The 24,332-nt window shown below is 45.4% G+C and carries 41 protein-coding genes and 1 rRNA gene; 1 reads left to right on the forward strand and 41 read right to left on the reverse strand.

What is annotated here, in order from left to right:
• The 4 genes from ACHA8N_RS02350 to ACHA8N_RS02365 form a co-directional block, all read right to left on the reverse strand.
• Positions 1 to 229 (reverse strand): 16S ribosomal RNA (locus tag ACHA8N_RS02350); the annotation flags it as partial.
• Positions 230 to 569: 340 nt separating this feature from the next.
• The gene (locus ACHA8N_RS02355; protein WP_147512538.1) at positions 570 to 1,175 is read right to left on the reverse strand and encodes a KinB-signaling pathway activation protein; all 606 of its coding nucleotides are present in this window, start codon (positions 1,173 to 1,175) and stop codon (positions 570 to 572) included.
• A gap of 3 nt (positions 1,176 to 1,178) precedes the next feature.
• Positions 1,179 to 2,210: a P-loop NTPase gene (locus ACHA8N_RS02360; RefSeq protein ID WP_147512539.1), complete on the reverse strand. Its 1,032-nt coding sequence runs from the start codon at positions 2,208 to 2,210 to the stop codon at positions 1,179 to 1,181.
• Between the two features lie 167 nt (positions 2,211 to 2,377).
• The gene (locus ACHA8N_RS02365; RefSeq protein WP_393964595.1) at positions 2,378 to 3,010 is read right to left on the reverse strand and encodes a M15 family metallopeptidase; all 633 of its coding nucleotides are present in this window, start codon (positions 3,008 to 3,010) and stop codon (positions 2,378 to 2,380) included.
• 100 nt (positions 3,011 to 3,110) lie between these two features.
• Here ACHA8N_RS02365 and ACHA8N_RS02370 point away from each other — a divergent pair, with 100 nt between their 5' ends.
• The gene (locus ACHA8N_RS02370) at positions 3,111 to 3,401 is read left to right on the forward strand and encodes a hypothetical protein (protein ID WP_393964596.1); all 291 of its coding nucleotides are present in this window, start codon (positions 3,111 to 3,113) and stop codon (positions 3,399 to 3,401) included.
• A gap of 165 nt (positions 3,402 to 3,566) precedes the next feature.
• Here ACHA8N_RS02370 and ACHA8N_RS02375 read toward each other — a convergent pair whose 3' ends face one another.
• The 37 genes from ACHA8N_RS02375 to rplD all read right to left on the reverse strand — a co-directional run bounded on the left by ACHA8N_RS02375 (position 3,567) and on the right by rplD (position 24,326).
• Complete coding sequence (locus ACHA8N_RS02375) at positions 3,567 to 4,691, reverse strand: hypothetical protein (RefSeq protein WP_393964597.1); 1,125 nt, start codon at positions 4,689 to 4,691, stop codon at positions 3,567 to 3,569.
• A gap of 12 nt (positions 4,692 to 4,703) precedes the next feature.
• Positions 4,704 to 5,417, reverse strand: a complete 714-nt coding sequence (locus ACHA8N_RS02380) for a hypothetical protein (RefSeq protein ID WP_393964598.1) — start codon at positions 5,415 to 5,417, stop codon at positions 4,704 to 4,706.
• On the reverse strand, positions 5,414 to 5,977 hold the full coding sequence (locus tag ACHA8N_RS02385; protein ID WP_393964599.1) for a hypothetical protein: 564 nt from the start codon (positions 5,975 to 5,977) through the stop codon (positions 5,414 to 5,416). The genes ACHA8N_RS02380 and ACHA8N_RS02385 overlap by 4 nt, the downstream gene beginning before the upstream one ends.
• Positions 5,978 to 6,148: 171 nt before the next feature.
• Positions 6,149 to 6,541 carry a 30S ribosomal protein S9 gene (rpsI, locus tag ACHA8N_RS02390; RefSeq protein ID WP_012369042.1) on the reverse strand — a complete coding sequence of 131 codons (393 nt, stop codon included), beginning with the start codon at positions 6,539 to 6,541 and terminating at the stop codon, positions 6,149 to 6,151.
• Between the two features lie 24 nt (positions 6,542 to 6,565).
• The gene (rplM, locus tag ACHA8N_RS02395) at positions 6,566 to 7,003 is read right to left on the reverse strand and encodes a 50S ribosomal protein L13 (protein WP_012369041.1); all 438 of its coding nucleotides are present in this window, start codon (positions 7,001 to 7,003) and stop codon (positions 6,566 to 6,568) included.
• Between the two features lie 155 nt (positions 7,004 to 7,158).
• Positions 7,159 to 7,908, reverse strand: a complete 750-nt coding sequence (gene truA / locus ACHA8N_RS02400) for a tRNA pseudouridine(38-40) synthase TruA (RefSeq protein WP_393964600.1) — start codon at positions 7,906 to 7,908, stop codon at positions 7,159 to 7,161.
• Entirely contained in the window at positions 7,908 to 8,699 is a 792-nt protein-coding gene (locus ACHA8N_RS02405; RefSeq protein WP_147512544.1) for an energy-coupling factor transporter transmembrane component T family protein, read from the reverse strand. The genes truA and ACHA8N_RS02405 overlap by 1 nt, the downstream gene beginning before the upstream one ends.
• Positions 8,696 to 9,553: an energy-coupling factor transporter ATPase gene (locus ACHA8N_RS02410; protein WP_393964601.1), complete on the reverse strand. Its 858-nt coding sequence runs from the start codon at positions 9,551 to 9,553 to the stop codon at positions 8,696 to 8,698. Before ACHA8N_RS02410 ends, ACHA8N_RS02405 begins: the two co-directional genes overlap by 4 nt.
• Positions 9,541 to 10,371 carry an energy-coupling factor ABC transporter ATP-binding protein gene (locus ACHA8N_RS02415; protein WP_147512546.1) on the reverse strand — a complete coding sequence of 277 codons (831 nt, stop codon included), beginning with the start codon at positions 10,369 to 10,371 and terminating at the stop codon, positions 9,541 to 9,543. The genes ACHA8N_RS02410 and ACHA8N_RS02415 overlap by 13 nt, the downstream gene beginning before the upstream one ends.
• A gap of 95 nt (positions 10,372 to 10,466) precedes the next feature.
• Complete coding sequence (rplQ, locus tag ACHA8N_RS02420; RefSeq protein WP_012369036.1) at positions 10,467 to 10,838, reverse strand: 50S ribosomal protein L17; 372 nt, start codon at positions 10,836 to 10,838, stop codon at positions 10,467 to 10,469.
• Positions 10,839 to 10,871: 33 nt separating this feature from the next.
• Entirely contained in the window at positions 10,872 to 11,816 is a 945-nt protein-coding gene (locus tag ACHA8N_RS02425; RefSeq protein WP_012369035.1) for a DNA-directed RNA polymerase subunit alpha, read from the reverse strand.
• 137 nt (positions 11,817 to 11,953) lie between these two features.
• Complete coding sequence (rpsK, locus tag ACHA8N_RS02430; RefSeq protein WP_012369034.1) at positions 11,954 to 12,349, reverse strand: 30S ribosomal protein S11; 396 nt, start codon at positions 12,347 to 12,349, stop codon at positions 11,954 to 11,956.
• A gap of 16 nt (positions 12,350 to 12,365) precedes the next feature.
• The gene (gene rpsM / locus ACHA8N_RS02435) at positions 12,366 to 12,731 is read right to left on the reverse strand and encodes a 30S ribosomal protein S13 (RefSeq protein WP_012369033.1); all 366 of its coding nucleotides are present in this window, start codon (positions 12,729 to 12,731) and stop codon (positions 12,366 to 12,368) included.
• 20 nt (positions 12,732 to 12,751) lie between these two features.
• A complete protein-coding gene (gene rpmJ, locus ACHA8N_RS02440) occupies positions 12,752 to 12,865 on the reverse strand; it encodes a 50S ribosomal protein L36 (RefSeq protein ID WP_003156543.1) in 114 nt (37 codons plus the stop codon).
• 33 nt (positions 12,866 to 12,898) lie between these two features.
• Positions 12,899 to 13,117, reverse strand: coding sequence for a translation initiation factor IF-1 (infA, locus tag ACHA8N_RS02445; protein ID WP_012369032.1), 219 nt, complete (start codon positions 13,115 to 13,117; stop codon positions 12,899 to 12,901).
• A 150-nt stretch (positions 13,118 to 13,267) separates the two neighbouring features.
• A complete protein-coding gene (map, locus tag ACHA8N_RS02450) occupies positions 13,268 to 14,020 on the reverse strand; it encodes a type I methionyl aminopeptidase (protein WP_026834296.1) in 753 nt (250 codons plus the stop codon).
• Entirely contained in the window at positions 14,020 to 14,667 is a 648-nt protein-coding gene (locus ACHA8N_RS02455; RefSeq protein ID WP_026834297.1) for an adenylate kinase, read from the reverse strand. The genes map and ACHA8N_RS02455 overlap by 1 nt, the downstream gene beginning before the upstream one ends.
• 72 nt (positions 14,668 to 14,739) lie before the next feature.
• Positions 14,740 to 16,029 (reverse strand): preprotein translocase subunit SecY, encoded by a 1,290-nt coding sequence (gene secY / locus ACHA8N_RS02460; protein WP_147512547.1) that lies wholly within the window; start codon positions 16,027 to 16,029, stop codon positions 14,740 to 14,742.
• On the reverse strand, positions 16,029 to 16,469 hold the full coding sequence (gene rplO, locus ACHA8N_RS02465) for a 50S ribosomal protein L15 (RefSeq protein ID WP_147512548.1): 441 nt from the start codon (positions 16,467 to 16,469) through the stop codon (positions 16,029 to 16,031). Before rplO ends, secY begins: the two co-directional genes overlap by 1 nt.
• Before the next feature lie 35 nt (positions 16,470 to 16,504).
• Positions 16,505 to 16,690 (reverse strand): 50S ribosomal protein L30, encoded by a 186-nt coding sequence (rpmD, locus tag ACHA8N_RS02470; protein ID WP_012369027.1) that lies wholly within the window; start codon positions 16,688 to 16,690, stop codon positions 16,505 to 16,507.
• An 18-nt stretch (positions 16,691 to 16,708) separates the two neighbouring features.
• Positions 16,709 to 17,209 (reverse strand): 30S ribosomal protein S5, encoded by a 501-nt coding sequence (rpsE, locus tag ACHA8N_RS02475; RefSeq protein WP_012369026.1) that lies wholly within the window; start codon positions 17,207 to 17,209, stop codon positions 16,709 to 16,711.
• A 22-nt stretch (positions 17,210 to 17,231) separates the two neighbouring features.
• Positions 17,232 to 17,582: a 50S ribosomal protein L18 gene (rplR, locus tag ACHA8N_RS02480; RefSeq protein ID WP_012369025.1), complete on the reverse strand. Its 351-nt coding sequence runs from the start codon at positions 17,580 to 17,582 to the stop codon at positions 17,232 to 17,234.
• 37 nt (positions 17,583 to 17,619) lie between these two features.
• Complete coding sequence (gene rplF, locus ACHA8N_RS02485) at positions 17,620 to 18,156, reverse strand: 50S ribosomal protein L6 (RefSeq protein WP_026826919.1); 537 nt, start codon at positions 18,154 to 18,156, stop codon at positions 17,620 to 17,622.
• 31 nt (positions 18,157 to 18,187) lie between these two features.
• The gene (rpsH, locus tag ACHA8N_RS02490) at positions 18,188 to 18,586 is read right to left on the reverse strand and encodes a 30S ribosomal protein S8 (protein ID WP_012369023.1); all 399 of its coding nucleotides are present in this window, start codon (positions 18,584 to 18,586) and stop codon (positions 18,188 to 18,190) included.
• A 31-nt stretch (positions 18,587 to 18,617) separates the two neighbouring features.
• On the reverse strand, positions 18,618 to 18,887 hold the full coding sequence (rpsN, locus tag ACHA8N_RS02495; protein WP_012369022.1) for a 30S ribosomal protein S14: 270 nt from the start codon (positions 18,885 to 18,887) through the stop codon (positions 18,618 to 18,620).
• A gap of 14 nt (positions 18,888 to 18,901) precedes the next feature.
• A complete protein-coding gene (gene rplE / locus ACHA8N_RS02500; protein ID WP_012369021.1) occupies positions 18,902 to 19,441 on the reverse strand; it encodes a 50S ribosomal protein L5 in 540 nt (179 codons plus the stop codon).
• Between the two features lie 31 nt (positions 19,442 to 19,472).
• Positions 19,473 to 19,784, reverse strand: a complete 312-nt coding sequence (rplX, locus tag ACHA8N_RS02505; protein WP_012369020.1) for a 50S ribosomal protein L24 — start codon at positions 19,782 to 19,784, stop codon at positions 19,473 to 19,475.
• Positions 19,785 to 19,818: 34 nt separating this feature from the next.
• Positions 19,819 to 20,187 carry a 50S ribosomal protein L14 gene (gene rplN, locus ACHA8N_RS02510; RefSeq protein ID WP_012369019.1) on the reverse strand — a complete coding sequence of 123 codons (369 nt, stop codon included), beginning with the start codon at positions 20,185 to 20,187 and terminating at the stop codon, positions 19,819 to 19,821.
• Positions 20,188 to 20,235: 48 nt separating this feature from the next.
• Complete coding sequence (gene rpsQ / locus ACHA8N_RS02515) at positions 20,236 to 20,499, reverse strand: 30S ribosomal protein S17 (RefSeq protein WP_012369018.1); 264 nt, start codon at positions 20,497 to 20,499, stop codon at positions 20,236 to 20,238.
• A 31-nt stretch (positions 20,500 to 20,530) separates the two neighbouring features.
• Positions 20,531 to 20,734: a 50S ribosomal protein L29 gene (rpmC, locus tag ACHA8N_RS02520; RefSeq protein ID WP_012369017.1), complete on the reverse strand. Its 204-nt coding sequence runs from the start codon at positions 20,732 to 20,734 to the stop codon at positions 20,531 to 20,533.
• Positions 20,721 to 21,158, reverse strand: coding sequence for a 50S ribosomal protein L16 (gene rplP, locus ACHA8N_RS02525; RefSeq protein WP_012369016.1), 438 nt, complete (start codon positions 21,156 to 21,158; stop codon positions 20,721 to 20,723). The genes rpmC and rplP overlap by 14 nt, the downstream gene beginning before the upstream one ends.
• Before the next feature lie 33 nt (positions 21,159 to 21,191).
• On the reverse strand, positions 21,192 to 21,848 hold the full coding sequence (gene rpsC / locus ACHA8N_RS02530; RefSeq protein ID WP_012369015.1) for a 30S ribosomal protein S3: 657 nt from the start codon (positions 21,846 to 21,848) through the stop codon (positions 21,192 to 21,194).
• A gap of 12 nt (positions 21,849 to 21,860) precedes the next feature.
• Complete coding sequence (gene rplV, locus ACHA8N_RS02535) at positions 21,861 to 22,193, reverse strand: 50S ribosomal protein L22 (RefSeq protein WP_012369014.1); 333 nt, start codon at positions 22,191 to 22,193, stop codon at positions 21,861 to 21,863.
• Between the two features lie 20 nt (positions 22,194 to 22,213).
• Positions 22,214 to 22,492 carry a 30S ribosomal protein S19 gene (rpsS, locus tag ACHA8N_RS02540; protein ID WP_012369013.1) on the reverse strand — a complete coding sequence of 93 codons (279 nt, stop codon included), beginning with the start codon at positions 22,490 to 22,492 and terminating at the stop codon, positions 22,214 to 22,216.
• A gap of 63 nt (positions 22,493 to 22,555) precedes the next feature.
• Entirely contained in the window at positions 22,556 to 23,386 is an 831-nt protein-coding gene (gene rplB, locus ACHA8N_RS02545; protein WP_147512549.1) for a 50S ribosomal protein L2, read from the reverse strand.
• Between the two features lie 32 nt (positions 23,387 to 23,418).
• Positions 23,419 to 23,703: a 50S ribosomal protein L23 gene (gene rplW, locus ACHA8N_RS02550; protein ID WP_147512550.1), complete on the reverse strand. Its 285-nt coding sequence runs from the start codon at positions 23,701 to 23,703 to the stop codon at positions 23,419 to 23,421.
• Positions 23,703 to 24,326, reverse strand: a complete 624-nt coding sequence (gene rplD / locus ACHA8N_RS02555; protein WP_012369010.1) for a 50S ribosomal protein L4 — start codon at positions 24,324 to 24,326, stop codon at positions 23,703 to 23,705. Before rplD ends, rplW begins: the two co-directional genes overlap by 1 nt.
• Positions 24,327 to 24,332 lie beyond the last annotated feature (6 nt).

The following is a 24,332-nucleotide window of genomic DNA, read 5'->3' on the forward strand; positions in this document are numbered from 1 at the left end:
AGCGCCTTTCATCATCAGACCATGCGGTCTGAAGAACTATTCGGTATTAGCTCCGATTTCTCGGAGTTATCCCAATCCTTGGGGCAGGTTCCTTACGTGTTACTCACCCGTCCGCCGCTCATTCCCTTCACTTCCCTCCGAAGAGTTCCGTGAGCTTCCTGCGCTCGACTTGCATGTATTAGGCACGCCGCCAGCGTTCGTCCTGAGCCAGGATCAAACTCTCCATAAAGTGTTTGACTTGCTCGTTGTGTGACCGAGGTCACGTTGACGAAGCTTGCGCTTCATTCATTGTTTGTATCCGAAGATACGTTTTTTGCCTCATCGTTCAGTTTTCAAAGTCCGATATGCCGTTTGACGACTTTTAAATCTTACAGTAAAGTGCTAACTGATGTCAACAACTTTTTTATAAGTTATTTTCGTGTTTGGCGTGTCTGTGTGGCGTATGCCTCAGCGACATGTATTAATATATCAACTCTTCTTTTTCCCGTCAACTGTTTTTCTAAAAAAACATTAAAAAAAGATCGACGCTGTTCTTCCCCGTAAAAACCGGTAGAACAGCGTCGTGTTCTTTAAGCTCTTTTCCCTGAAGTTGCCTTTGTTACAGCAGGTTTTTCCTGCAGGCGGTGTAACATCAAAATCTGGTAGGCATTACATACGAGAAGTGTCGCAAGTGCTGCCCACAACATCCGCTTATCTTGTGTTGCCTGGAGAGCCGGAACCCACTCGATCAATGTAATGACTGTCATTAAAAAGAGAGTCGGTACGAATGCCGTGAAGTTCGTTTCCCGTGCTTTCGTCCGGGCGACAAAAAAGGCGATGAGCAACAGGACAAGCATTTCTACAATGTACAAGTTTGTCTTTTCGAATCCAAATGCAAGTCCCCGAAGGTAAATACCGTCAAATAGCGCAAACGCGATTAAGACGATTTGGACCCGGTCCCACAGCTTAGCTCCCCGGAAAATATCGAGCCCGACCCGGTGAAGGATCAAATACGAAAAGAATCCCATCAAACTGATAGCTGTCCATGTACTGCTGTAAGCCAAGGCCGTGACATATCCGCTGATCGATTGGTTACGGACATATCCCGGTTCCGCGACAAGGTTAAACACGAAGCCGGCGAGCGTTCCGATTAGGAGCGTCATCCAAAACAGCTTCAAAAATCCTCTAGTCTTCATTCATTATCCCTCTACTTTTTCGATGACACGCGCTGCGAGTTCATTATAATGTGTTTCAAATGGATGGTCGTCACGATAAATCGACGGTGCAAAGTCCGTGTCATTCGCATACGGCTGTCCAAGTGGAATCTTAGCTAGAATATCTGTTTTTAATGCTTCTGACAACTTCTCTCCGCCGCCTGAACCAAACACATACTCTTTTTCGCCGGTCGTCTTGCTTTCGAAATACGCCATATTCTCGATGATTCCGAGCAAGCGGTGGTTTGTTTTGATGGCCATTGCCCCCGCGCGTGCAGCGACGAATGCCGCAGTCGCATGCGGTGTCGTGACGATCAGTTCCTGACAACTTGGTAACATTGAATGAATATCGAGTGCCACATCTCCTGTACCCGGTGGTAAATCAAGCAATAAATAATCCAATTCACCCCACTCGACATCCGAAAAGAAATTATTTAACATCTTTCCGAGCATCGGACCACGCCAAATGACAGGTGCATTGTCTTCGACGAAGAAGCCCATTGAGATGACTTTGACGCCAAAACGTTCAGGCGGCACAATCCGGTCATTGACGACGGTCGGACGGGTTTCGATTCCCATCATATCCGGTACGCTGAATCCATAGATGTCTGCGTCAATCAATCCAACCTTTTTCCCCGCTCGCGCAAGTGCAACCGCCAAGTTGACGGAAACCGTCGATTTTCCGACGCCGCCTTTACCGGAAGCAATCGCGATGAAGGTCGTGCCCGACTCCGGTTTTAGAATCGACGGCGTCGTGGCCGCTTGGATCCCGTGATCACCAAGTGCTTCAAAGCGTAAGCCGACCGTCTTGAATCCTTTTTCTTTCAACTCTTTGACGATCTGTTGCTGTAACGTCAACTGTTCACCGGAACCCGCTTGGGCGAGGGCGATTTTCAGACTGACATAATCCCCCTTGATGCGGACATCCCGAATCCCGTTCGTATCTGAAAGCGAGCGTTCAATCGTCGGATCGATCAATTGCCCGACTACCTCGCGAATTTCTTGTTCATTCAACATAGTGCCTTCCCCCTGAGAACGTTCGATTTAATCCATTTCAGTATAACAAAAATAAGATAGCGCTTGCACATTTCGGCTCATAAAGCATGACATTTCCTTGTCTATCCGGATGAACGGCAAAAAAGAGATCGCCTTCTCGCTACCGCCAAAAGGAATCTCCCGACCTGTTAAAACATTCGATTCCAGGTCGCCGGTCCGACGACACCGTCAACCGCTAATCCTTGACGTGCTTGGTAGGCACGGACCTTTTCAACCGTCTCCGCATCAAATCGTTTCGTGACGGTTGCTTTGACCGCCCGTTGAATCCGCTCGATATCACGGCTGTTCATCTGAATGGCACCTCGATAGAGTGGCTGTCCCGGATAAGGCACTAAGACATCCGTCGTCACTTTATTTAATTCAAAGTGCGGATAATCCTTAAAACCGCTCCAGTCCCCGCCCCAGGAAAACCCTTGCCGTTTCATAGCCTGAACGATTTGCCGAAAGTTGGCATCGGTATTAAAGATCGCTTCCGTTCCGTCCATGGAGTATTGAAACAGATCAACGGCAATCCCCCGGTTATGATTGGATTGTCCCCCACGGGCGTTCGTGACAATCGCCCCCGGCGTCGTCCGTCCTTGCGCATATAGGTTCTCCTGCTCGGCATAGGAACGGAATCCTTGGGCCACCCCGATATAAATTCCTTTGACATGGAGCTCCCGGATGACTTGACGTGTCTTTCGGGCAACTTCCGGCGAGAGTCCTGGAACATTTAGTTTCCGATTGGCCCGTTCGAGCAACCAACTGACTGATAGTGTCATCTTTCACCACACTCCTTTCTCCTCTGTTCCCGAAAACAGAATCCGGTATACTTGATGATGGACTTATCCTCACCAAGTATTCGGAAAAAGGAGTTTTTTGATGAAAAAAATGTTCGCCTTCGCAGGCATCTTGACCGTTCTCTTACATACCGGTTATGCGTTCTACTTTTATACAACGTATGAAGCGAACGCGACTTATCAGCCTGCTCTCCCTGAAAACAGCACCGTGTTAAGTCAGGAAACATCATTTGTTGGAAAGGTCGGTCCGCAAACTGCGTTTGATCCGGCTGCTTTTTTACAGGACCTGTTCCTCTGGAGCATCCCACTGACGTTTGTTGCTCTCACAGCACTCTTATTCCTCATCCGAACAATACGACGACGTACGTTTTGAACGGCAGACCGTTGCTTGACCGCTTTTTTTTAATTAGAGAGCGGTCTTTTGGCATAAAAAAAATCTCCCCCCCGTAAGGATGAGAGATAAAACGATTAACGTTTTGAGAACTGAGGTGCACGACGTGCTGCTTTAAGATTATATATTTCATCCAAAAACTAGTTTTTATCTCTTGTCAGCATCATCTAGTAAATTCTTATCAGATTCTTCGCTTTCATCATCTATTGGTAGAATTTCTTCGTCATCTATTAGTTCTCTAACATCGTCTAAAGCTAGTTCTGATTGAGTATGCTTTAATTCACCAAAATCTACTGGCGGATTTTCTGGTACTTTTTCAATTCTATCCAAGACACTAGCGACTTCACGAGTTATACGTTCTCCAAGTCTTTTAATAAAATCAATCTTTAAATGCTTTGACCACGTTTCATTTTTTAAATTTTCATGATAACTTCGAACTAATAATGGAATAATGACTAAATTTACATAGAGAGCAAGCATTAGTTCTTTTCTTTTACCCTCTTGCTGTCTGTATTCTCGACCTCTATAAGAATTTCCCCACAATTTAAAAGTACCTGTCAAACCGATTTCAATAAGTAATTTTTCGTTACCATATTGTATTGTAGGTCTGATTGATTTTAATTCCTCGTTGTTAAACAGAAAGGCTAACGTACCTAAAATTACAGATATACCGTCTCCTTCACCTCTCATTGCATTCACTTTATCTCTAGTTTTTCCTACATAACTTTCTAAAGATGTTACATGAAGTTGTTCATCGTTTAATAAGGATTCTGCTGGAGTATCTATAAATCTTTTAAATATCCAATATAGAATGTCTTCGGAAATCTTAAAATCTTCAGTTATCATTTCATCTGATTGTAACTCAAAAGCATCTTTTAAAAGTGCTTTTACTCGATTAATACCAGCTGATCCTAAAGCATAAACATTACTATTCAATTCATAAATAATAAAATCAGCCTGAAAAGAATTAATTAAATCAATATTTGCTTTTAGTTGCCCGGTAGATTGTAGCCAATATTCAGGTCTTTTCGCTCTTTCTGTATAGATAGAAACTCCAGTACAACTTATAGGATTTCCATCCACTTGCAAATTCTCTGTCATACCGATATTGAAACCTTCAATCCCGAACAGGTTTGTAGCAAGATCCACTTTGTACGTTGCCTCACCGATAGTGCTAGTGGTTTCAGACGTTTTATTTGGACTTTCTCTAATAATTGTTAAGATACTTTCTAAACTACTAACACCTTCAATTTTCACAACTGCAAAGTTCACAATTAATCCCCCTTAGTTACTTCTCATTTCTATTTCATAGTCCTCGATTTTAGTATCAAAGAAAAGTGCAAAAAGAATTAAAACTAATTTTGATTCGACTAAGGTCAATACGATATTATCTTTTTCTGGATAAGACGAATTAGCTATTAATACGTAATGAATGTAAAATTCTTTTTTACTTTTAGATTCTTGCTCAAATAGATGATTCAAAGAAATTTTGTGGATTTTACTTTGCGGATAATCTATATATCTCAATACTGAAGGTTCATTGTCAATAGAAATATCTACCCAATCCGGATACTTAATTTGGATTTTTAAATTTGTGAAATTCAAAAACATCCATTTAATGATAATTGATTTAAACTCAATAGAACCATCTAAGTGAATTGAATGACTTCTATGCATAGCATCAGCGTCAAAGTGATGATTATTTTTCCTATTGTTATTAATCATTTTTATTTTTAAAACTCCAGGGGATTTAAAAATATTAATAAATATGTTACCTAATACAGTTAATAGAACTGTATTTAAAGTCAAAAGTAATCGGGGATTAGCAACAATCTTACTTTTAGTTTCTGGAGAAAACGATGTTAAGAAACTTATTAGATCAATATTAAATATAAAAACAAGTAATGCAATAATAGCTGGATTTAGAATCAATAACCATTTAGATAAGAATTTTCTAATCTCTTGAATAGCCGTAAAGAAGTCGTTGTTATAATTCAATTTGATGACCTCGTATTTTTTAATAATTTACTAAGAATCAAAACATCTTTTCGCGAAGCTAATACAGCAACTCCATTATTATATATTGATAATCTTTGATAAAGTCTAGTTTCTTGTGATTGATAATCAAACGAAATAGATTCTATATCTATACAACCATCTACGGCTAACCATTCTATTTCTGCTAACAAATTAGATAAATACTTATCAATTAAATTTTGTTTTTCATCAGCTGCATATATGCCCTCTATTTGTTTACTAACAAATTCTTTGCTGTCGTCTTTTAGTGGGTATACAAAATTAATTTTTTCCAAAGTAAATCTCTCTTTGACGAGATAGTTTATTGTTCCTAAAAACTTTTTAGACGTAAACAAGAATTGAGAGAGACCCACGCTTTTCGCAGTTTTAAGAATATCTATATATTCATGACTATCACCAAAATATTCAATTCCGATAAGATTTTCACTTAGTTCAAAAAATGTATCTTCTTTAAATTTTAATTTAAGTTCTGGTATAGAATACTTTGAATTTTCTGTGGAAAAAATCTTTAAATTCAGCATGAGTCTCCCTCCTTTTTATTTTTCATCCAATCAATTCTACTACTATTAATACCCATTTGGAAGAATTTTTATTTCTTTAATCTGATTTAAGTATATCTAAACTTAATAGCTTTATTTAAATTAGTAATAAACAAAAAAATCTCCCACCCGTAAGGATGAGAGATAAAACGATTAACGTTTTGAGAACTGAGGTGCACGACGTGCTGCTTTAAGACCGTATTTTTTACGTTCTTTCATACGAGCATCGCGTGTGAGGAAACCTTTAGCTTTAAGTGTGCCACGGAAGTCTGGATCCGCTTGAAGAAGAGCACGTGAGATACCGTGACGGATTGCGCCTGCTTGACCAGTGAAGCCGCCGCCTTTGACCGTTACCATGATATCGTATTTGCCTTCTGTTTCTGTGAGTACAAGTGGTTCTTTTGCAGTCATGATTAAAGTTTCATAACCGAAGTATTCGCTGATATCGCGCCCGTTAACTGTGACTTTACCGTCTCCAGCAACGAGGAAAACGCGAGCTGCCGCGTGTTTACGGCGACCAGTGCCGTAGTAACGTACATCTGCCATCGTGTAGTTCCTCCTAAATTCGTATTAACCGCGAAGTTCGTAAACTTCTGGTTGTTGTGCTTCTTGCTTATGAGTATCTCCAGCGTAAACGTGGAGTTTGTTGAACATTTGACGACCGAGGCTACCTTTTGGAAGCATCCCTTTGATCGCGAGTTCAAGCATACGCTCAGGTTTGTTAGCGAGTAAGTCGCGTGCGACAGTCTGCTTCAAGCCGCCTGGATGACCAGAGTGACGGTAGTAGACCTTTTTGTCGAGTTTGTTACCAGTTAAAACGATTTTCTCAACGTTGATGAGGATAACGTGATCCCCACAGTCAACGTGTGGTGTGAACGTAGGTTTGTGCTTACCGCGGAGAAGTGAAGCCACTTCGCTCGAAAGACGACCGAGTGTTTTGCCTTCTGCGTCGATAAGGAGCCATTTGCGTTCTACATCAGTAGCTTTCGCCATGAAAGTTGTGCGCATGTAAAATACCTCCTAAGGAATTTAAAAATTTCTTTTTTGATTTTTCATTTATTCACTGTTTGAATCTATCAGAATCTTAGGTGTACGGGGCTAAGATTGTGGTTTCATAATAAATGAAATGCCAATAAACATTGTATGTTTTTTAGCGGCTAATGTCAAATGCCTTTTTTAGACTCTGGGTAGAAAACTTCCCAAAGGTATAACCCGTGCGGTGGTGCCGTCACACCAGCGACGTTTCGATCCTTCGCTTCGAGCATCCGTTTGATGTCTTCCGGTGCAAAACGTCCGCGTCCGACATCAAGCAAGGTGCCGACCATGATCCGAATCTGATTGTAGAGAAAACCGCTTCCCTGAAAACGAAAAATCAGTTCTGCTCCTTGTTCGATCAGTTCGGCTTCATAGATCGTTCGAACACGATTGTCCGTCTCTGTCTTCGCGACACAGAACGAACTGAAGTCATGAGTCCCGACTAAATGCGCTAATCCCAGACGAACTTGCGCCACATCGAGCGAATACGGAATCAGCACGGATTGATGACGCCGAAACGCATCTTCCGTCTGACGCACGAAGTACCGGTATTCTTTCCCTACTACATCATACCTTGCTTCGAAGTCAGAAGCGACCTCTTTACAGTCCCGAACCCGAATATCGTCCGGTAATAACGTATTTAACGCTTTTACCATGCTTGCAGGCGCAATCGACAGCTCCGTGTCAAAATGGATCACCTGCCCCTGTGCGTGCACACGGGCGTCTGTACGACCGGAGCCGATGATCTTGACCGGGTGCTTATGCATCCGCTCCAGCGTCTTCTCGAGGACTTCCTGAATCGTCAGACCGTTTGGCTGCACTTGATACCCGGAATAGTCCGTTCCGTCATACTGAATCGTACATTTAAAGCGTCGCATCAAAATCCTCCCCGTAAATACACTAGAAGCAGTCCGAGTACGACAAGAAGTAGCATCAGTCCCGTATCCCGTCCTGTCCATTTGGACTCCCGGAGCCGTGTCCGCCCTTCACCGCCCCGGTATCCCCGGGCTTCCATCGCTGTTGCGAGATCCTCCGCCCGTTTAAAGGCCGAGATGAAGAGTGGAATCAACAGCGGAATGATTGCCCGCAACCGTTCTTTGATCGGACCTGCCGACAAATCGACGCCGCGTGCCTGTTGCGCCTTCATGATCTTTTCCGTCTCTTCTGCCAATGTCGGCAGGAAACGGAGTGAAATCGACAGCATCAAGGCAATCTCATGCGTCGGTACCCGGACGACCTTAAACGGTTTGAGTAATAATTCAATCGCGTCTGTCAGCTCAATCGGCGACGTCGTTAACGTGACGAGTGTCGTAATCGATACCAAATAAAAGAACCGAAGTGAGACGATGATGGCGAGACGCAATCCTTCTTCATAAATCTTGAACCAGCCAAATTCAAACAGAACGGCTCCTTCACGCGTAAACAACAGTTGAATGATAAACGTAAAGACGATTAAGAATAAGATCGGTCGCAGCCCCTTTAAGACGTAACGGATCGGTAATTTACTACTGGCTAACGCGAAAAACGTAAACAGAAGTAAAAAAATATTCGTTGTTGCATTGTTGGCCAAAAACACAAGGGGAATAAAACAAAAGGCAAAAATGATTTTCGCGACGGCAGACGAGCGGTGTAAATACGAAGTCCCTGGTATATGTTGTCCTACGATCATCGTCTATCCTCCCGTACACGCAAAATCCATTCAATCAATTCCGTTTCCGTCTGAAGCGACGGACGTGGTTGGTTCAACTGATCGGCCATGTTCCAGGCGAACGCCAAGACATGGGGTAAATCGAGATGGAATTGACGCAACAGCGTTTCTTGACGGAATAGACCCATTGGTTCTCCGTCATAGGCGACTTGTCCCTCTTCCATCACGACGACCCGGTTCGTATACTCAAGCACTTGGTCCATATCGTGTGTAATCAACAGCAAGGTCATCCCGGATTGCGCATGCAACTCAGCAAAGAGACGAAGCATCTGCTTTCGTCCTTGCGGATCGAGTCCTGCTGTTGGTTCATCGACGATCAACACGTCTGGTTGACTAGCGAGTACGCCCGCAATCGCAACACGCCTCATTTGCCCACCAGACAGGTCAAACGGAGAACGTGACCAAAAGACTTCATCGAGTCCTACGGTACGTAAGGCATCTTTCGCTAACCGTTCTGCCTCTGCCGGTGCATGACCGAAGTTCATCGGACCAAACATGACATCTTTCAAGACGGTTTCTTCGAACAATTGATATTCCGGATACTGAAAGACAAGACCAACCCGTTTACGCAACGCTTTTAAATCTTGTTTTCGTTTTGGTTCGATGATAATGTCATCGACCTGTACTTTACCGGCAGTCGGCTTCAACAAGCCATTGATATGTTGCACAAGCGTGGACTTCCCGGAACCGGTATGCCCCACAAACGCAACAAGCGCCCCTGACGGAATCTCAAGATTCACATCACGCAGCGCGACTCGTTCAAACGGACTATTGAGTTGGTACGTATAGTTTAATTCCTGGATTAAGATTGGCATAAGCGGTTCACCAAGTCTCTTTCATCTAGTATCGTGTCCTCATAAGTAAGACCACGTGCCGAAAGTTGCTCCTGCACCCGGACGACAAACGGAACATCTAGTCCAATCTGCTCAAGAAACGCGGATTGTGCAAACACCTCTTGCGGTGTTCCTTCTAATACGATTTGACCCGCATCCATGACAATGACACGACTGGCCCGTAAGACTTCATCGAGTTCATGTGTAATGGCAACGACGGCCATCGGATGTTGTTCATATAACTCTTGGACGGTCGACATAACCTCAGTTCGTGCAATCGGATCAAGCATCGATGTCGCTTCATCGAGCACGAGAACATCAGGGCGCATCGCAAGCGCCGAGGCGATTGCGACACGCTGCTTCTGTCCGCCGGATAGTTGATGGGGTTCCCGATCAACAAAATCCGTAAGGCCAACGCGCGCTAGACTGTCGTCGATACGACGAACCATTTCCTCGCGTGGCACACCCCAGTTTTCAAGGGCAAATGCCACGTCGTCGCGCACGGTCGTGCCAACGAATTGATTATCCGGATTTTGAAAGACGATACCGATTGCGCGGCGCATCTCCCACAGTTGCTCCGGCACTGCACTCGAGAAAGTCTCGTTGACAGTGACCTTTCCTTGTTCAGGAAGCAACAATCCGTTAAACAACTTCGTCAGCGTTGATTTTCCAGAGCCGTTGTGTCCAACGATCGCGACCCATTCCTGCGAATGAATCGAAAGAGAGACATTTTGCAAGGCTGGTTGTTCTTGTTCCGGGTAACGGTACGTCACCTGTTCCAACTCAATCAGCTTTGTCATGTCTGCTCCTCCTTCATCAAATCAAAATAATTTCATTTGTAACAAAAGGGCAGAAGCGAGTTACGCACTGCCCTTTTATTCGAATCATTTAAAAATTAAACGAGTTCGATGATGACCATTTCTGCGCCGTCACCACGACGTGGTCCCATTTTCATGATACGTGTGTAACCACCTTGACGCTCAGCAAAACGTGGAGCAACATCAGCAAACAATTTTTGGATTGCATCTTGTGTTTTACCAGCTTCGTTTTGACCAGCAGCTTCGCGACGAACGAACGATGCAACTTGACGACGAGCGTGGAGATCACCGCGTTTACCTAAAGTGATGAGTTTCTCAACGACTGGACGAAGTTCCTTCGCTTTTTGTTCTGTAGTTTGGATACGCTCATTGATGATGAGATCAGTCGCAAGGTCACGCAAAAGTGCCTTACGTTGTGAGCTTGTACGGCCTAATTTCGAGTATGCCATGGATGGATTCCCTCCTTCGTGCAATTAATAGTTTTAGTCTTCTTTACGTAGGCCCAATCCGAGTTCATCGAGTTTCGCTTGAACTTCTTCGAGTGATTTACGTCCGAGGTTACGAACTTTCATCATCTCGTCTTCGCTCTTGTTCGCGAGTTCTTGAACCGTATTGATGCCGGCACGTTTCAAACAGTTGTACGAACGAACTGAAAGATCGAGTTCTTCGATCGTCATTTCAAGTACTTTTTCTTTTTGATCTTCTTCCTTTTCGACCATGATTTCGGCATGGAGCGCTTCGTCCGTAAGACCAACAAAGATGTTTAAGTGTTCAGTCATGATTTTTGCACCGAGTGACACTGCTTCTTCAGGGCGGATTGAACCGTCCGTCCAAACATCAAGCGTCAATTTATCGAAGCTCGCATCTTGACCAACACGTGTTTTTTCAACTTGATAGTTTACACGTTGAATTGGCGTGTAAATCGAATCAATTGGGATAACGCCGATTGGCATATCGTCCCGTTTGTTATCTTCAGCCTGAACGTAACCACGGCCACGACGAGCTGTCAGACGCATATGAAGTGATGCACCTTCTGCAAGTGTTGCGATGTGCAGTTCCGGGTTGAGGATTTCGACGTCGCTGTCATGCGTAATGTTCGCAGCAGTAACAACGCCGGCGCCTTGAATATCGATCTCAAGTGTTTTCTCTTCTTCCGAGTAAACTTTGAGGGCGAGTTTCTTGAGGTTCAAGATGATTTGGGTAACGTCTTCTACAACGCCATCAATCGTCGAGAACTCATGAAGAACGCCATCGATTTGGACTGCAGTGACTGCAGCACCCGGAAGTGAAGATAATAGGATACGACGCAATGAGTTACCAAGCGTTGTACCGAATCCACGCTCAAGCGGTTCTACCACGAATTTACCAAACGTAGCGTTGTCGCTTAATTCGACCGTTTCAATCTTCGGCTTTTCGATTTCGATCATCTGAACCCCTCCTTGAATATCGTCATGTTGGCCATCGCGTTCAATCGCCAACCGTCTTGTGTACGTTTCTACTGCCTTGCTTGGTCAAACGATCAACGAAAGTCTACTCGAATTCCCGCTTTGCAGTACAAGACGGGTTACACGCGACGACGTTTTGGAGGGCGGCAACCGTTGTGTGGAACTGGAGTTACGTCACGGATCGCTGTTACTTCAAGACCGATTGCTTGAAGCGCACGGATTGCAGCTTCACGACCTGCACCAGGACCTTTAACGTTAACTTCTACAGTACGCATACCGTTATCCATTGCTGTTTTCGCAGCAGTTTCTGAAGCGAGTTGCGCAGCAAATGGAGTCGATTTACGTGAGCCTTTGAAGCCCATGTTACCTGCAGTTGCCCAAGAGATTGCATTCCCTTGCATGTCAGTGATCGTAACGATTGTGTTGTTGAATGTTGAACGGATATGCACGATACCAGATTCAATATTCTTTTTGACTTTACGTTTACTACGAACATTCTGTTTACGTTTTGCCATCTTAGTTTACCCTCCCTTACTTCTTCTTGTTCGCTACTGTACGGCGTGGGCCTTTACGAGTACGCGAGTTGTTTTTAGTGTTTTGACCACGAACTGGAAGACCACGACGGTGACGAACACCACGGTAGCAACCGATTTCGATCAAACGTTTGATGTTGAGTGAGATTTCACGACGAAGGTCACCCTCAACTTTTACTTTATCTAATCCATCACGGAGTTGGTTGAGTTGTTCTTCAGTCAATTCACGAGTACGAGTATCTTCAGAGATACCAGCTTCTTTCAAGACTTTCTGAGCAGTCGTTTTACCAACACCATAGATGTAAGTGAGTGAGATAACGATGCGTTTCTCACGTGGAATATCTACACCAGCAATACGTGCCATGTGTGCACCTCCTTGTTTAATTACCCTTGTTTTTGTTTATGCTTAGGGTTTTCGCAAATAACCATTACTTTGCCTTTACGGCGGATAACTTTACATTTTTCACAGATCGGTTTAACCGAAGGTCTTACTTTCATTGTGAATACCTCCTCCTGAAAAAATCGGAGTTTTTATTTGAAACGGTATGTGATCCGTCCGCGAGTCAAGTCGTATGGTGACAACTCAACCGTTACTTTATCTCCTGGTAAGATCCGAATGAAGTGCATCCGAATTTTTCCTGAGACGTGCGCGAGGACCGTGTGGCCGTTTTCTAACTCCACCTTAAACATCGCGTTTGGAAGCGGTTCGATAACCGTACCTTCCACTTCGATTACATCTTGTTTCGCCATCAATTATACCCCTTTCTCTATAAAGTTGATTGGGAGCCCAGACGATTTGTAGCGCTTAGGGGCTTTCTACAGTAGCCGTGAGAGAATCATCGGTCACAAACACGAGTGGATAGCGGCTTATAGAAAGGTGACACCAATAACGCGCACAGCTCACTCTGCATCGACCGTTAAGATCTCGTAGCCTTCGTCTGTGATGGCGATGGTGTGCTCAAAGTGGGCGCACATGCTACCGTCCACTGTCACTACCGTCCAATTGTCGGATAGCGTGCGAACATAGCGTTTTCCGACATTGACCATTGGCTCAATCGCCAAAGTCATGCCGGTTTTCAGGCGCGGCCCTTTCCCCGGTGGTCCATAATGTGGAATTTGCGGATCTTCATGCAAATTTTGTCCCACGCCGTGGCCCACATATTCGCGGACTACAGAAAAATTCGCTGCTTCAACATGTGACTGAATCGCATGCGAAATATCTGTCAGGTGCACGCCGGCTTTGGCGCGCTCCAATCCTTTATACAGAGATTCTTCAGTTACGTCAAGTAACCGCTTCGTCTCTTCAGAGATTGTACCTACCGGATATGTCCAGGCTGAATCTCCGTGATATCCGTTATACTCCGCCCCGATATCAATCGAGATGATGTCTCCATCGTGGAGTACGCGGTCACCCGGAATACCATGGACAAGTTCTTCATTTACTGACGCGCAGATGCTGCCAGTAAACCCATTATAACCTTTAAACGATGGTGTTGCCCCTTGACTTCGAATATACCGTTCAGCAATCGCATCGAGTTGCCCCGTTGTGATCCCTGGACGAATATGAGCTTTCAACTCTTTATGCGTCCGGGCGACGATTTGTCCCGCCTTCCGCATAATATCGATTTCACGCGGCGCTTTCGTAATGATCATTACTGACCACCAAGAAGTGCTTGAACATCGGAATAAACTTCATTAATCGGACGATCACCGTCCAAATTACGAAGATACCCTTTTTCAGCGTAAAAGTCAATCAAAGGTTGCGCTTGCGCGACGTTGACTTCAAGACGACGGCGAACCGTTTCCTCTTGGTCATCTTCACGTTGAACAAGTGCTGATCCGTCGATATCACAGACACCTTCCACTTTTGGCGGATTGTAGATGACGTGATACGTTGCTCCACATGTCGGGCAAATCCGTCGGCCTGTCAAACGAGGGACAAGTTTCTCCGGGTTCACACCGATGTGAATGACGTGATCGATTTGTTTGTTCAGATCCGCAAGCAATGCTTCAAGAGCGTCCGCTTGTTTCACTGTGCGTGGGAAACCGTCAAGAAGAAAACCATTTGCACAGTCTTCTTTGGCGAGACGTTCGCGTACGATGCCGATTGTGACTTCATCCGGAACGAGTTCCCCTTTATCCATGTACGATTTCGCTTCCTGCCCGAGCGGTGTTTGATCTTTGATCGCCGCACGGAACATGTCGCCTGTCGAGATGTGTGGAATGGCGTAGTCTTCGATAATTTTCGCAGCCTGCGTTCCTTTTCCAGCACCCGGCAAGCCCATCAATACAAGATTCATGTCGGTAGCCTCCACTTCTATAGACTCTATAGACACAACAGAAAGGAAAGGGATGGTCCCCTTCCTCCCGCCTTATCGGATAAAGCCTTTGTAGTGTCGTTTAACCAGTTGACTTTCAATCTGTTTCATCGTCTCAAGACCTACACCGATGACGATCAACAAGCTTGTTCCACCAATCTGCACCGAGTTCGGTAAACCAGCGAACTTAATAAAGAACGTTGGCGTCACCGCGATGACAGCGAGGAAGAGTGAGCCGAAGAATGTCAGACGATACAGGATCTTCGTGATGTACTGTTCCGTTTGCTTACCAGGACGAATACCAGGAATGTATCCGCCTTGTTTTTGAAGGTTCTCTGCCATTTGTTCGGGATTGACCTGAACGAATGTGTAGAAGTACGAAAACGCGATGATCAGTGCCACATAGATCGACATACCGATTGGACTCGTATAGTCAAAAATGTCACGGATCTTCGTCGCATTCTCCGGACTTGCAAAGAAACTTGCAACCGTTGGTGGCGTCACCATGAACGATACAGCGAAGATAACTGGGATAACACCAGCAGCATTCAGTTTAATCGGCAAGTGTGTCGATTGACCGCCTACTGGTGCACGGTTCACCGTACGCTTGGCGTACTGAATCGGAATCTTCCGGGCAGCTTGCTGCACATAGATGACACCGACGATGACCGCAATGATGATTAAAAGCAACAGTACGATATAAAGCACATTGACGAACAAAGCATCCCCTGCATTTTGGAGCTTTGTTTCATAGATCTGACGGAACGCGTTCGGGAAGCCTGCGACAATCCCAGCGAAGATGATCATTGATATCCCGTTACCAATGCCCTTCTCCGTGATGAGTTCACCGAGGAACATCAAGAATGCGGTACCCGCCGTCAAAACAAGTGCAATCATCACGTACGTCCAGGTGCCAAAATCTTCATTGACAAGACCTGGGTAGATACGGTTAAATCCAAGCGCGATTCCAAACGCTTGGACTAAGCCGAGTACGATCGTTCCATAGCGCGTTACCGTTGCTAACTTCTTACGGCCCGCCTCTCCTTGTTTTGCCCATTCGGCAAACTTTGGAACAACGTCCATCTGTAAGAGTTGGACAACGATCGAGGCCGTGATATACGGCATGATTCCCATCGCAAAGAGTGAGAAATTCTGCAAAGCATTCCCGCCGAAGGAGTTCAAGAAACCAAGAATACCATTCTGATCGATCTTGAATACTTCAGTGTTTACCATTGGGACTGGGATATGTGCACCGATACGGAACACAATAATCAGGGCCAAGGTAAAGAGAATGCGCCGACGGATGTCGGCTACGCGCCACATATTGGAGATCGCTTGAAACATTAGATCACCTCAACCGTACCGCCGGCAGCTTCGATCGCTTGCTTCGCAGCTTCGGAGAACTTGTGAGCTTTTACTGTCAGTTTCTTTTCAATCTTACCGTTAGAAAGGATCTTCACGCCATCCTTCATACCTTTGACTGCGCGAGTCTCGATAAGAAGTTCTGGTGTTACTTCCGTTCCGTCTTCAAAACGGTTAAGTGTGTCAAGGTTGATAACCGCGAACTCTTTACGAGTCGGGTTGTTGAAGCCGCGTTTTGGTAAACGACGGAAAAGTGGGTTTTGTCCACCTTCGAAACCTGGACGAACACCACCGCCTGAACGAGCTTTTTGACCTTTGTGACCACGGCCAGAAGTCTTACCGTTACCAGAAGACATACCGCGACCTACACGGTTGCGTTCTGAACGTGAACCAGTAGCTGGTTTCAATTCATGGAGTTTCATAGTGGGGCACCTCCTCATAAAATTATATCGAACTATTACTCTTGAATTTCTTTAACTGTCAATAAGTGTGACACGTGGTTAATCATCCCACGCATAGCAGCGTTGTCAGGTACGACAACCGTTTGGTGCATCTTACGGAGACCAAGCGTACGAGTAGTAACGCGTTGGTTCTCCGGACGACCGATCATGCTGCGTGTGAGGGTAACTGCGAGTTTCGCCATCTGTATTCCCTCCCTTTCTTAACCGCGAAGTTCTTCGACGGTTTTACCGCGGAGTTTCGCAACGTCTTCAGCACGTTTAAGTGAAGTGAGACCTTTAACAGTCGCACGAACCATGTTGATTGGAGTGCTTGATCCAAGTGATTTCGAAAGAATGTCGTTGATTCCCGCTAATTCGAGAACCGCACGAACTGGGCCACCAGCGATGACTCCAGTACCTTCAGAAGCAGGTTTCAAGAAGACGTGACCTGCACCGAAAATTCCGTTGATTTCGTGTGGAATTGTAGTGTTAACGATTGGAACGTTAACCATGTTTTTCTTTGCATCTTCGATTGCTTTACGGATCGCTTCAGGCACTTCCTGAGCTTTACCCGTACCGAAACCTACGTGACCATTCTTGTCACCTACGACGACGAGTGCAGCAAAACGGAAGCGACGGCCACCTTTTACTACTTTCGCGACGCGGTTTACAGTAACAACGCGTTCTTCGAGTTGATCCATGTTAATTTCTAACTGGCGCATGTAGAGGTTCCCTCCTTTTCTATTAGAATTTGAGACCAGCTTCACGAGCTGCTTCAGCTACTGCTTTAATACGTCCATGATAGAGATATCCTCCACGGTCGAAAACGACTGTTTCAATACCTTTTTCAAGAGCGCGTTCAGCTGCAAGCTTACCAACTGCTGATGCAGCGTCAGTCGTGTTGCCTTTTTCAAGGTCGAGTGATGATGCAGATGCGAGTGTTGCATGTGTTGCATCGTCAATGACTTGTACGTAAATGTTCTTGTTCGAACGGAATACATTCAAGCGTGGACGAGCTGCAGTCCCGATGATTGTACGACGTACACGACCATGACGCTTTTTACGCGTAGCATTTTTGTTTGCCTTTGAGATCATTTATGCCACTCCTTTCCGGTCAATTCGTATCAACGAATTACTTACCTGTTTTACCTTCTTTACGACGAACGACTTCATCACTGTAACGAATTCCTTTACCTTTGTACGGCTCAGGCTGACGGTACGAACGGATCAATGCAGCAACGTGTCCAACACGCTCTTTGTTGATTCCGCGGACGATGATTTGCGTATTCGTAGGAACTTCGACTTCAATGCCTTGTTCCGGAGTGTACTCGATTGGGTGTGAATAACCGAGGTTGAGTACGATTTTGTTACCTTGCTTTTGAGCACGGTAACCAACACCTTGGATATCGAGTGTCTTAGCGAAACCGTTGTTTACACCTTCGACCATGTTCGCGATAAGCGCACGAGTCGTTCCGTGGATTGTACGGTTAGCTTTCTCGTCGTTTGGACGAGTGACAGTCAATTCATTACCTTCTACGTTGATAGCCATAGTCGGGTTGAACTCACGAGTAAGTTCACCTTTAGGACCTTTTACTGTAACTGTGCTGTTTTCAACTGTTACTGTAACGCCTGCTGGGATAACGACTGGCTTTTTACCAATACGTGACATTTAAGACACCTCCGTTCTTTTTATGCGTGAATTACCAGATGTATGCGATCACTTCGCCGCCGACTTTTTGTTGGCGAGCTTCTTTGTCTGTCATAACACCTTTAGATGTTGAAACGATAGCGATTCCGAGACCACCGAGTACTTTCGGGATTTCATCAGCTTTCGCGTAAACGCGAAGACCTGGTTTCGAGATACGTTTGAGTCCAGTGATGACGCGTTCGTTGCTTGCGCCGTACTTAAGGAATACGCGGAGCGTACCTTGTTTGCTGTCCTCGAGATATTCAACATCGCGGATGAAACCTTCACGTTTGAGGATTTCAGCGACTTCACGTTTGATTGTAGAAGCTGGCATTTCCAACTTCTCATGGCGAACCATGTTTGCATTACGAATGCGTGTAAGCATATCTGCAATCGGATCTGTCATAACCATGCGATGTACCTCCTTTCACAACTTTAATGAATTACCAGCTTGCTTTTTTAACACCAGGGATTTGACCTTTATGAGCAAGATCACGGAACTTAATACGGCTGATACCGAATTTACCAATGTAACCGTGTGGACGGCCAGTGATACTGCAACGGTTGTGTAAACGAACCGCTGAAGAGTTACGTGGGAGTTTGCTCAAGCCGATGTAGTCGCCTTGTGCTTTCAATTCTGCGCGTTGTTCAGCGTAGCGCTCTACGAGTGCTTGGCGTTTTACTTCACGTGCGATCATTGATTTCTTAGCCATGTGTGCGGCCTCCCTTATTTTTGGAATGGCATGCCGAGTGCAGTGAGAAGCTCACGTGACTCTTCATCCGTATTAGCAGTTGTAACGATAACGATGTCCATACCACGGACTTTCGATACGCGATCGTAGTCGATCTCTGGGAAGATCAATTGTTCCTTCACGCCTAGCGTGTAGTTACCACGGCCATCGAATGATTTCTTCGATACACCACGGAAGTCACGTACACGTGGAAGTGACACGTTGATCAACTTGTCGAGGAACTCATACATGCGCTCTCCACGAAGTGTTACCTTCGCGCCGATTGGCATACCTTCACGAAGTTTGAAACCAGCGATTGATTTCTTAGCTTTCGTGATGAGTGGCTTCTGACCAGTGAGGAGCTGAAGCTCTTCGACTGCCATGTCAAGTGCTTTCGTGTTCGTAACAGCGTCACCAACACCCATGTTGATTACGATCTTATCGACTTTCGGCGCTTGCATTACAGAAGTATAGTTGAATTTCTCCATCATTACTTTGACGATTTCGTCTTGGTATTTAGCTTTTAAACGGTTCATCAGAAAGTGGACCTCCTTTCTTTAAATCTTCTTATTTATCTAAAGCTTCGCCCGATTTTTTAGCGATACGTACTTTCTTGCCGTCAACCACAGTGAAGCCAACGCGTGTTGGGTTTCCTGTCTTAGGGTCGATGAGCATAACGTTCGATACGTGAATCGGTGCTTCTTTCTCGACAATTCCGCCTTGCGGGTTGAGTTGAGAAGGTTTTGAGTGTTTTTTGATCATGTTAACGCCTTCGACGATAACGCGATCTTTTTTAGGCATAGCAGTAAGGACAACACCTTGTTTGCCTTTATCTTTACCAGTCATAACCTGAACTTTATCACCTTTTTTGACATGCATCGTTAGAGCACCTCCTTGTAGGAATTCTTTGGAATTAAAGTACTTCCGGTGCCAACGAGACGATCTTCATGAAGTCTTTTTCACGAAGTTCGCGTGCGACTGGTCCGAAGATACGTGTGCCACGTGGGCTTTTATCATCTTTGATGATGACTGCTGCATTTTCGTCAAAACGGATGTACGAACCGTCTTTACGACGAACGCCACGTTTAGTACGAACGACTACTGCGCGTACAACTTCACCTTTTTTGACAACGCCACCTGGTGTTGCTTGTTTAACTGTGCAAACAATTACGTCACCGATGTTAGCAGTTTTGCGACCAGATCCACCGAGGACTTTGATCGTCAAGACTTCACGAGCTCCTGAGTTGTCTGCTACTTTCAAGCGAGATTCTTGTTGAATCATACGATTGTACCTCCCTCCGGATGTTTATTCATCCGAACTAATTAGAGTTTAGATGATTACTGCTTTTTCGACGACTTCTACGAGACGGAAACGTTTGTCCTTAGAAAGTGGACGTGTTTCTTGAATGCGTACAACATCACCGATTTTAGCTGTGTTGTTTTCATCATGCGTTTTGTACTTCTTAGAGTAGTTTACGCGTTTGCCGTAGAGCTTATGCTTTACTTTAGTCTCAACTGTAACTACGATCGTTTTATCCATTTTGTCAGATACGACGCGTCCAGTTAACACTTTGCGGTTGTTAGTGCGTTCCATTGAGTGTTCCTCCTCTCAGAATCCGAGTGAATTATGCGTTGTTGATGCCGAGTTCGCGTTCACGAAGAACGGTTTTCGCGCGTGCAATCGACTTGCGCACTTCACGGATACGAGCAGGGTTCTCAAGCTGACCAGTCGCAAGTTGGAAACGAAGGTTGAACAACTCTTCTTTCCACGAACCGACTTTACCGTTGAGCTCTTCTGTAGTTTGCTGACGGAGATCAGTTGCTTTCATTCGTATCACCACCATTTTCTTCACGTTTTACGAACTTACATTTTACTGGAAGTTTGTGTGATGCAAGACGGAGAGCTTCGCGTGCGATCTCTTCCGATACTCCTGCGATTTCAAACATTACTTTCCCCGGTTTAACGACTGCAACCCAGCCCTCCGGAGCACCTTTACCTGAACCCATTCGGACTTCAAGAGGTTTTTTAGTGTATGGTTTGTGTGGGAAGATCTTGATCCACACTTTACCACCACGTTTCATATAACGAGTCATCGCGATACGCGCTGATTCGATTTGACGGCTAGTGATCCAGCTAGCTTCTTGAGCTTGGATACCGAACTCGCCGAAGTGTACTGTAGTACCACGTTTCGCTTTACCACGCATGTTGCCGCGGTGAACACGACGATATTTTACACGTTTTGGTAACAACATGTTGTGTTGCCTCCTTCCCTAGACGGATGTGGATTATTGTTCGTTAGATGCTGCTTTTTTCGTAGGAAGCACTTCACCGTGGTGGAGCCATACTTTTACGCCAATTTTGCCGTAAGTTGTATCAGCTTCAGCAGTACCGTAATCGATGTCTGCACGGAGTGTATGAAGTGGAACTGTTCCTTCTGAATACTTCTCTGAACGAGCGATATCAGCGCCGCCAAGACGACCAGAAACTTCAGTCTTGATTCCTTTGATACCTGAACGCATAGAGCGTTGGATTGATTGCTTCATTGCACGACGGAACGATACACGGCCTTCAAGTTGGCGTGCGATGTTCTCAGCGACAAGTTTAGCAACTGCATCCGGGTTTTTCACTTCAACGACGTTAACGTGAACGCGTTTGCCTTTTGCAAGGTTAGTGATGTCTGTACGAAGTGTTTCGATTTCAGAACCGCCTTTACCGATAACCATACCCGGCTTAGCAGTGTGAAGTGAGATGTTCAAGCGGTTTGCTGCGCGCTCGATTTCAACTTTAGAGACACTAGCGTCTTTAAGACGTTTTTCGATATATTCACGAACTACGTAGTCTTCATGAAGGAGATCAGCATAGTCTTTATCTGCGAACCAACGTGATTCCCAGTCTTTGATGATACCTACGCGAAGACCAGTTGGGTTAATCTTCTGACCCACGGTAATCCCTCCTTATTTTTCAGATACCACGATGTGAACGTGGCTCGTACGTTTGTTGATGCGGCTTGCGCGACCCATTGCACGTGGGCGGAAACGTTTGAGCGTTGGACCTTCGTTGACGTAAGCCTCTGTTACTACGAGGTTTTCGATGTTCATGTCGAAGTTGTGCTCAGCGTTCGCGATTGCCGATTTCAATACTTTCTCAACGATTGGCGTTGCTGCCTTGTTCGTGTAAGCAAGAATCGAAAGTGCTTCGCCGATTTGCTTCCCGCGGATTAAGTCTACTACGAGACGTGCCTTACGAGGAGCAATGCGAACCATATTAGCCGATGCTTTTGATTGCATAATGAGTACCTCCCCTCAGATTAACGTTTCGTTTTCTTATCGTTTCCAGCATGTCCTTTGTAAGAACGTGTTGGCGCGAATTCACCAAGTTTGTGACCGACCATATCTTCTGTCACGTAAACCGGTACGTGTTTACGACCATCGTAGACAGCGATCGTGTGACCGATGAACTCTGGGAAGATTGTAGAACGGCGTGACCAAGTTTTGATAACATGCTTGTCACCAGCTTCGTTGGCTTTGTCAACCTTAGCAAGCAAATGGTGATCTGCGAATGGACCTTTTTTCAAGCTGCGACCCATAGTTGTACCTCCCTTTGGCATGATTCAGGAACGGTTCCTGCGAACCGTTCGAAAATCACGTAATTATTTTTTAGAACGACGGACGATGTATTTATCGCTCGCTTTGTTTTTCTTACGAGTTTTGTATCCGAGTGCCGGTTTACCCCAAGGAGTAAGTGGGCCCGAACGACCGATTGGAGCACGTCCTTCACCACCACCGTGCGGGTGATCAACTGGGTTCATTACAGAACCACGAACTGTAGGACGTTTTCCGAGCCAGCGTGAACGACCAGCTTTACCGATATTGACGAGCTCGTGCTCTTCATTACCGACAGCGCCGACTGTTGCACGGCAAGTAGCAAGGATCATACGTGTTTCGCCTGATTGAAGACGAACGATCGCGTATTTACCGTCTTTACCGAGAAGCTGAGCAGAAGTACCAGCTGAACGAACGAGCTGACCACCTTTACCTGGCTTAAGTTCGATGTTGTGGATCAATGTACCAACTGGGATGTTTGAAAGTGGAAGAGCGTTACCGACTTTAATGTCAGCCTCAACTCCTGACATGACTTGCATGTCAACTTTCAATCCTTTAGGTGCGAGGATGTAGCGTTTTTCACCATCGATGTAGTGGACAAGAGCGATGTTTGCAGAGCGGTTCGGATCGTACTCGATTGTAGCGATACGGCCAGCGATGCCATCCTTGTTCCGTTTGAAGTCGATGATACGGTATTTACGTTTGTGTCCGCCACCTTGGTGACGTACTGTCAAGCGACCTTGGTTGTTACGTCCGCCCTTTTTCGTAAGCTTTTCAGTTAACGATTTTTCAGGACGTGAAGCCGTAATCTCAGCAAAATCAAGTGCAGTCATATTACGACGACCGTTAGTGGTCGGTTTAAACTTTTTAATTCCCATCGAGAGTTCCCTCCTTTTCTACAGAGTACCGATTAACCGAGGTAATCGAGTTCTTTGCTATCTGCAGTAAGCGTGACGACCGCTTTTTTGCGGCGTGCTGTGTAACCAGCGTGACGACCTACGCGTTTTGCTTTTGGTTTTGAGATAAGTGTGTTGATTTTTTCAACTTTAACGCCGAAGATCGCTTCAACTGCATCTTTGATTTGTGACTTAGATGCCTTTACGTCTACTTCGAACGTGTACTTTTTCTCAGCCATTTGGTTCACTGAGCGTTCAGTAATTACAGGACGTTTGATAATGTCGTGTGCGTTTGCCATTATGCAAGCACCTCCTCTACTCTCGCAACAGCATCCTTCGTGAAGATGACTTTGTCGTGTGCGACAAGATCAAGGACGTTTACTCCAGCAGCGTCAACGACTGTGACACCAGGAATGTTGCGTGTTGAAAGAACGACTGTCTCGTTGTAATCAGCTGTAACGACGAGGACTTTACGTTCGATTGAAAGAGCAGCGAAGACCGAAATCATGTCTTTTGTTTTCGGAGCATCGATTGTTAATCCTTCAAGAACGATGAACTCGTTGTTAGCGACTTTCGAAGAAAGAGCTGAACGTAATGCGAGACGACGAACCTTTTTAGGAAGTTTATAAGCGTACGAACGTGGTGTTGGACCGAAGACTGTTCCACCGCCAACCCATTGTGGCGAACGGATCGAACCTTGGCGTGCACGACCAGTACCTTTTTGTTTCCATGGTTTACGGCCGCCACCGCGAACTTCCGAGCGACCTTTTGTATCATGTGTACCTTGGCGACGTGAAGCTTGTTGCATGACGATTGCATCGTATACGACTGCTTCGTTTGGCTCGATTCCGAAAACGGCATCTGCGAGCTCGATGTCTCCAACTTGTGTACCTGTTTGGTTAAGCAAAGCTACTTTAGGCATTCGTTA

Source organism: Exiguobacterium sp. S22-S28 (genome assembly GCF_043359615.1).
Lineage (GTDB): Bacteria > Bacillota > Bacilli > Exiguobacteriales > Exiguobacteriaceae > Exiguobacterium_A.

What these genes read in the sequence shown, in the direction of transcription:
- rpmJ (WP_003156543.1), bottom strand. Translation starts at nt 12,865, where the DNA reads ATGAAAGTAAGACCTTCGGTTAAACCGATCTGTGAAAAATGTAAAGTT.
- map (WP_026834296.1), bottom strand. Translation starts at nt 14,020, where the DNA reads ATGATCATTACGAAAGCGCCGCGTGAAATCGATATTATGCGGAAGGCG.
- rplN (WP_012369019.1), bottom strand. Translation starts at nt 20,187, where the DNA reads ATGATTCAACAAGAATCTCGCTTGAAAGTAGCAGACAACTCAGGAGCT.
- rpmC (WP_012369017.1), bottom strand. Translation starts at nt 20,734, where the DNA reads ATGAAAGCAACTGATCTCCGTCAGCAAACTACAGAAGAGCTCAACGGT.
- rpsE (WP_012369026.1), bottom strand. Translation starts at nt 17,209, where the DNA reads ATGCGCCAGTTAGAAATTAACATGGATCAACTCGAAGAACGCGTTGTT.
- rplE (WP_012369021.1), bottom strand. Translation starts at nt 19,441, where the DNA reads ATGAACCGTTTAAAAGCTAAATACCAAGACGAAATCGTCAAAGTAATG.
- rpsQ (WP_012369018.1), bottom strand. Translation starts at nt 20,499, where the DNA reads ATGGAACGCACTAACAACCGCAAAGTGTTAACTGGACGCGTCGTATCT.
- rpmD (WP_012369027.1), bottom strand. Translation starts at nt 16,690, where the DNA reads ATGGCGAAACTCGCAGTTACCCTCACACGCAGCATGATCGGTCGTCCG.
- rplV (WP_012369014.1), bottom strand. Translation starts at nt 22,193, where the DNA reads ATGCAATCAAAAGCATCGGCTAATATGGTTCGCATTGCTCCTCGTAAG.
- rpsN (WP_012369022.1), bottom strand. Translation starts at nt 18,887, where the DNA reads ATGGCTAAGAAATCAATGATCGCACGTGAAGTAAAACGCCAAGCACTC.
- ACHA8N_RS02415 (WP_147512546.1), bottom strand. Translation starts at nt 10,371, where the DNA reads ATGACAAAGCTGATTGAGTTGGAACAGGTGACGTACCGTTACCCGGAA.
- rpsI (WP_012369042.1), bottom strand. Translation starts at nt 6,541, where the DNA reads ATGGCAGATGTACGTTACTACGGCACTGGTCGCCGTAAACACGCGGCA.
- ACHA8N_RS02365 (WP_393964595.1), bottom strand. Translation starts at nt 3,010, where the DNA reads ATGACACTATCAGTCAGTTGGTTGCTCGAACGGGCCAATCGGAAACTA.
- truA (WP_393964600.1), bottom strand. Translation starts at nt 7,908, where the DNA reads ATGCGACGCTTTAAATGTACGATTCAGTATGACGGAACGGACTATTCC.
- rplM (WP_012369041.1), bottom strand. Translation starts at nt 7,003, where the DNA reads ATGCGCACAACTTTCATGGCGAAAGCTACTGATGTAGAACGCAAATGG.
- rplB (WP_147512549.1), bottom strand. Translation starts at nt 23,386, where the DNA reads ATGGGAATTAAAAAGTTTAAACCGACCACTAACGGTCGTCGTAATATG.
- rpsH (WP_012369023.1), bottom strand. Translation starts at nt 18,586, where the DNA reads ATGGTTATGACAGATCCGATTGCAGATATGCTTACACGCATTCGTAAT.
- rpsS (WP_012369013.1), bottom strand. Translation starts at nt 22,492, where the DNA reads ATGGGTCGCAGCTTGAAAAAAGGTCCATTCGCAGATCACCATTTGCTT.
- ACHA8N_RS02370 (WP_393964596.1), top strand. Translation starts at nt 3,111, where the DNA reads ATGAAAAAAATGTTCGCCTTCGCAGGCATCTTGACCGTTCTCTTACAT.
- secY (WP_147512547.1), bottom strand. Translation starts at nt 16,029, where the DNA reads ATGTTTCAAGCGATCTCCAATATGTGGCGCGTAGCCGACATCCGTCGG.
- rplR (WP_012369025.1), bottom strand. Translation starts at nt 17,582, where the DNA reads ATGATCTCAAAGGCAAACAAAAATGCTACGCGTAAAAAGCGTCATGGT.
- rpsM (WP_012369033.1), bottom strand. Translation starts at nt 12,731, where the DNA reads ATGGCACGTATTGCTGGTGTAGATATTCCACGTGAGAAACGCATCGTT.
- rplD (WP_012369010.1), bottom strand. Translation starts at nt 24,326, where the DNA reads ATGCCTAAAGTAGCTTTGCTTAACCAAACAGGTACACAAGTTGGAGAC.
- rplQ (WP_012369036.1), bottom strand. Translation starts at nt 10,838, where the DNA reads ATGGCATACTCGAAATTAGGCCGTACAAGCTCACAACGTAAGGCACTT.
- infA (WP_012369032.1), bottom strand. Translation starts at nt 13,117, where the DNA reads ATGGCGAAACAAGATGTAATCGAAGTGGAAGGTACGGTTATCGAACCG.
- rplW (WP_147512550.1), bottom strand. Translation starts at nt 23,703, where the DNA reads ATGGCAAACGCACACGACATTATCAAACGTCCTGTAATTACTGAACGC.
- rplO (WP_147512548.1), bottom strand. Translation starts at nt 16,469, where the DNA reads ATGAAACTCCATGAATTGAAACCAGCTACTGGTTCACGTTCAGAACGC.
- ACHA8N_RS02425 (WP_012369035.1), bottom strand. Translation starts at nt 11,816, where the DNA reads ATGATCGAAATCGAAAAGCCGAAGATTGAAACGGTCGAATTAAGCGAC.
- ACHA8N_RS02355 (WP_147512538.1), bottom strand. Translation starts at nt 1,175, where the DNA reads ATGAAGACTAGAGGATTTTTGAAGCTGTTTTGGATGACGCTCCTAATC.
- ACHA8N_RS02410 (WP_393964601.1), bottom strand. Translation starts at nt 9,553, where the DNA reads ATGCCAATCTTAATCCAGGAATTAAACTATACGTACCAACTCAATAGT.
- rpsK (WP_012369034.1), bottom strand. Translation starts at nt 12,349, where the DNA reads ATGGCAAAACGTAAACAGAATGTTCGTAGTAAACGTAAAGTCAAAAAG.
- ACHA8N_RS02360 (WP_147512539.1), bottom strand. Translation starts at nt 2,210, where the DNA reads ATGTTGAATGAACAAGAAATTCGCGAGGTAGTCGGGCAATTGATCGAT.
- ACHA8N_RS02455 (WP_026834297.1), bottom strand. Translation starts at nt 14,667, where the DNA reads ATGAATCTTGTATTGATGGGCTTGCCGGGTGCTGGAAAAGGAACGCAG.
- ACHA8N_RS02385 (WP_393964599.1), bottom strand. Translation starts at nt 5,977, where the DNA reads ATGCTGAATTTAAAGATTTTTTCCACAGAAAATTCAAAGTATTCTATA.
- rplF (WP_026826919.1), bottom strand. Translation starts at nt 18,156, where the DNA reads ATGTCACGTATTGGTAAAAAGCCAGTCGTTATCCCAGCAGGCGTTACA.
- rplX (WP_012369020.1), bottom strand. Translation starts at nt 19,784, where the DNA reads ATGCATGTCAAAAAAGGTGATAAAGTTCAGGTTATGACTGGTAAAGAT.
- rplP (WP_012369016.1), bottom strand. Translation starts at nt 21,158, where the DNA reads ATGTTGTTACCAAAACGTGTAAAATATCGTCGTGTTCACCGCGGCAAC.
- ACHA8N_RS02405 (WP_147512544.1), bottom strand. Translation starts at nt 8,699, where the DNA reads ATGATCGTAGGACAACATATACCAGGGACTTCGTATTTACACCGCTCG.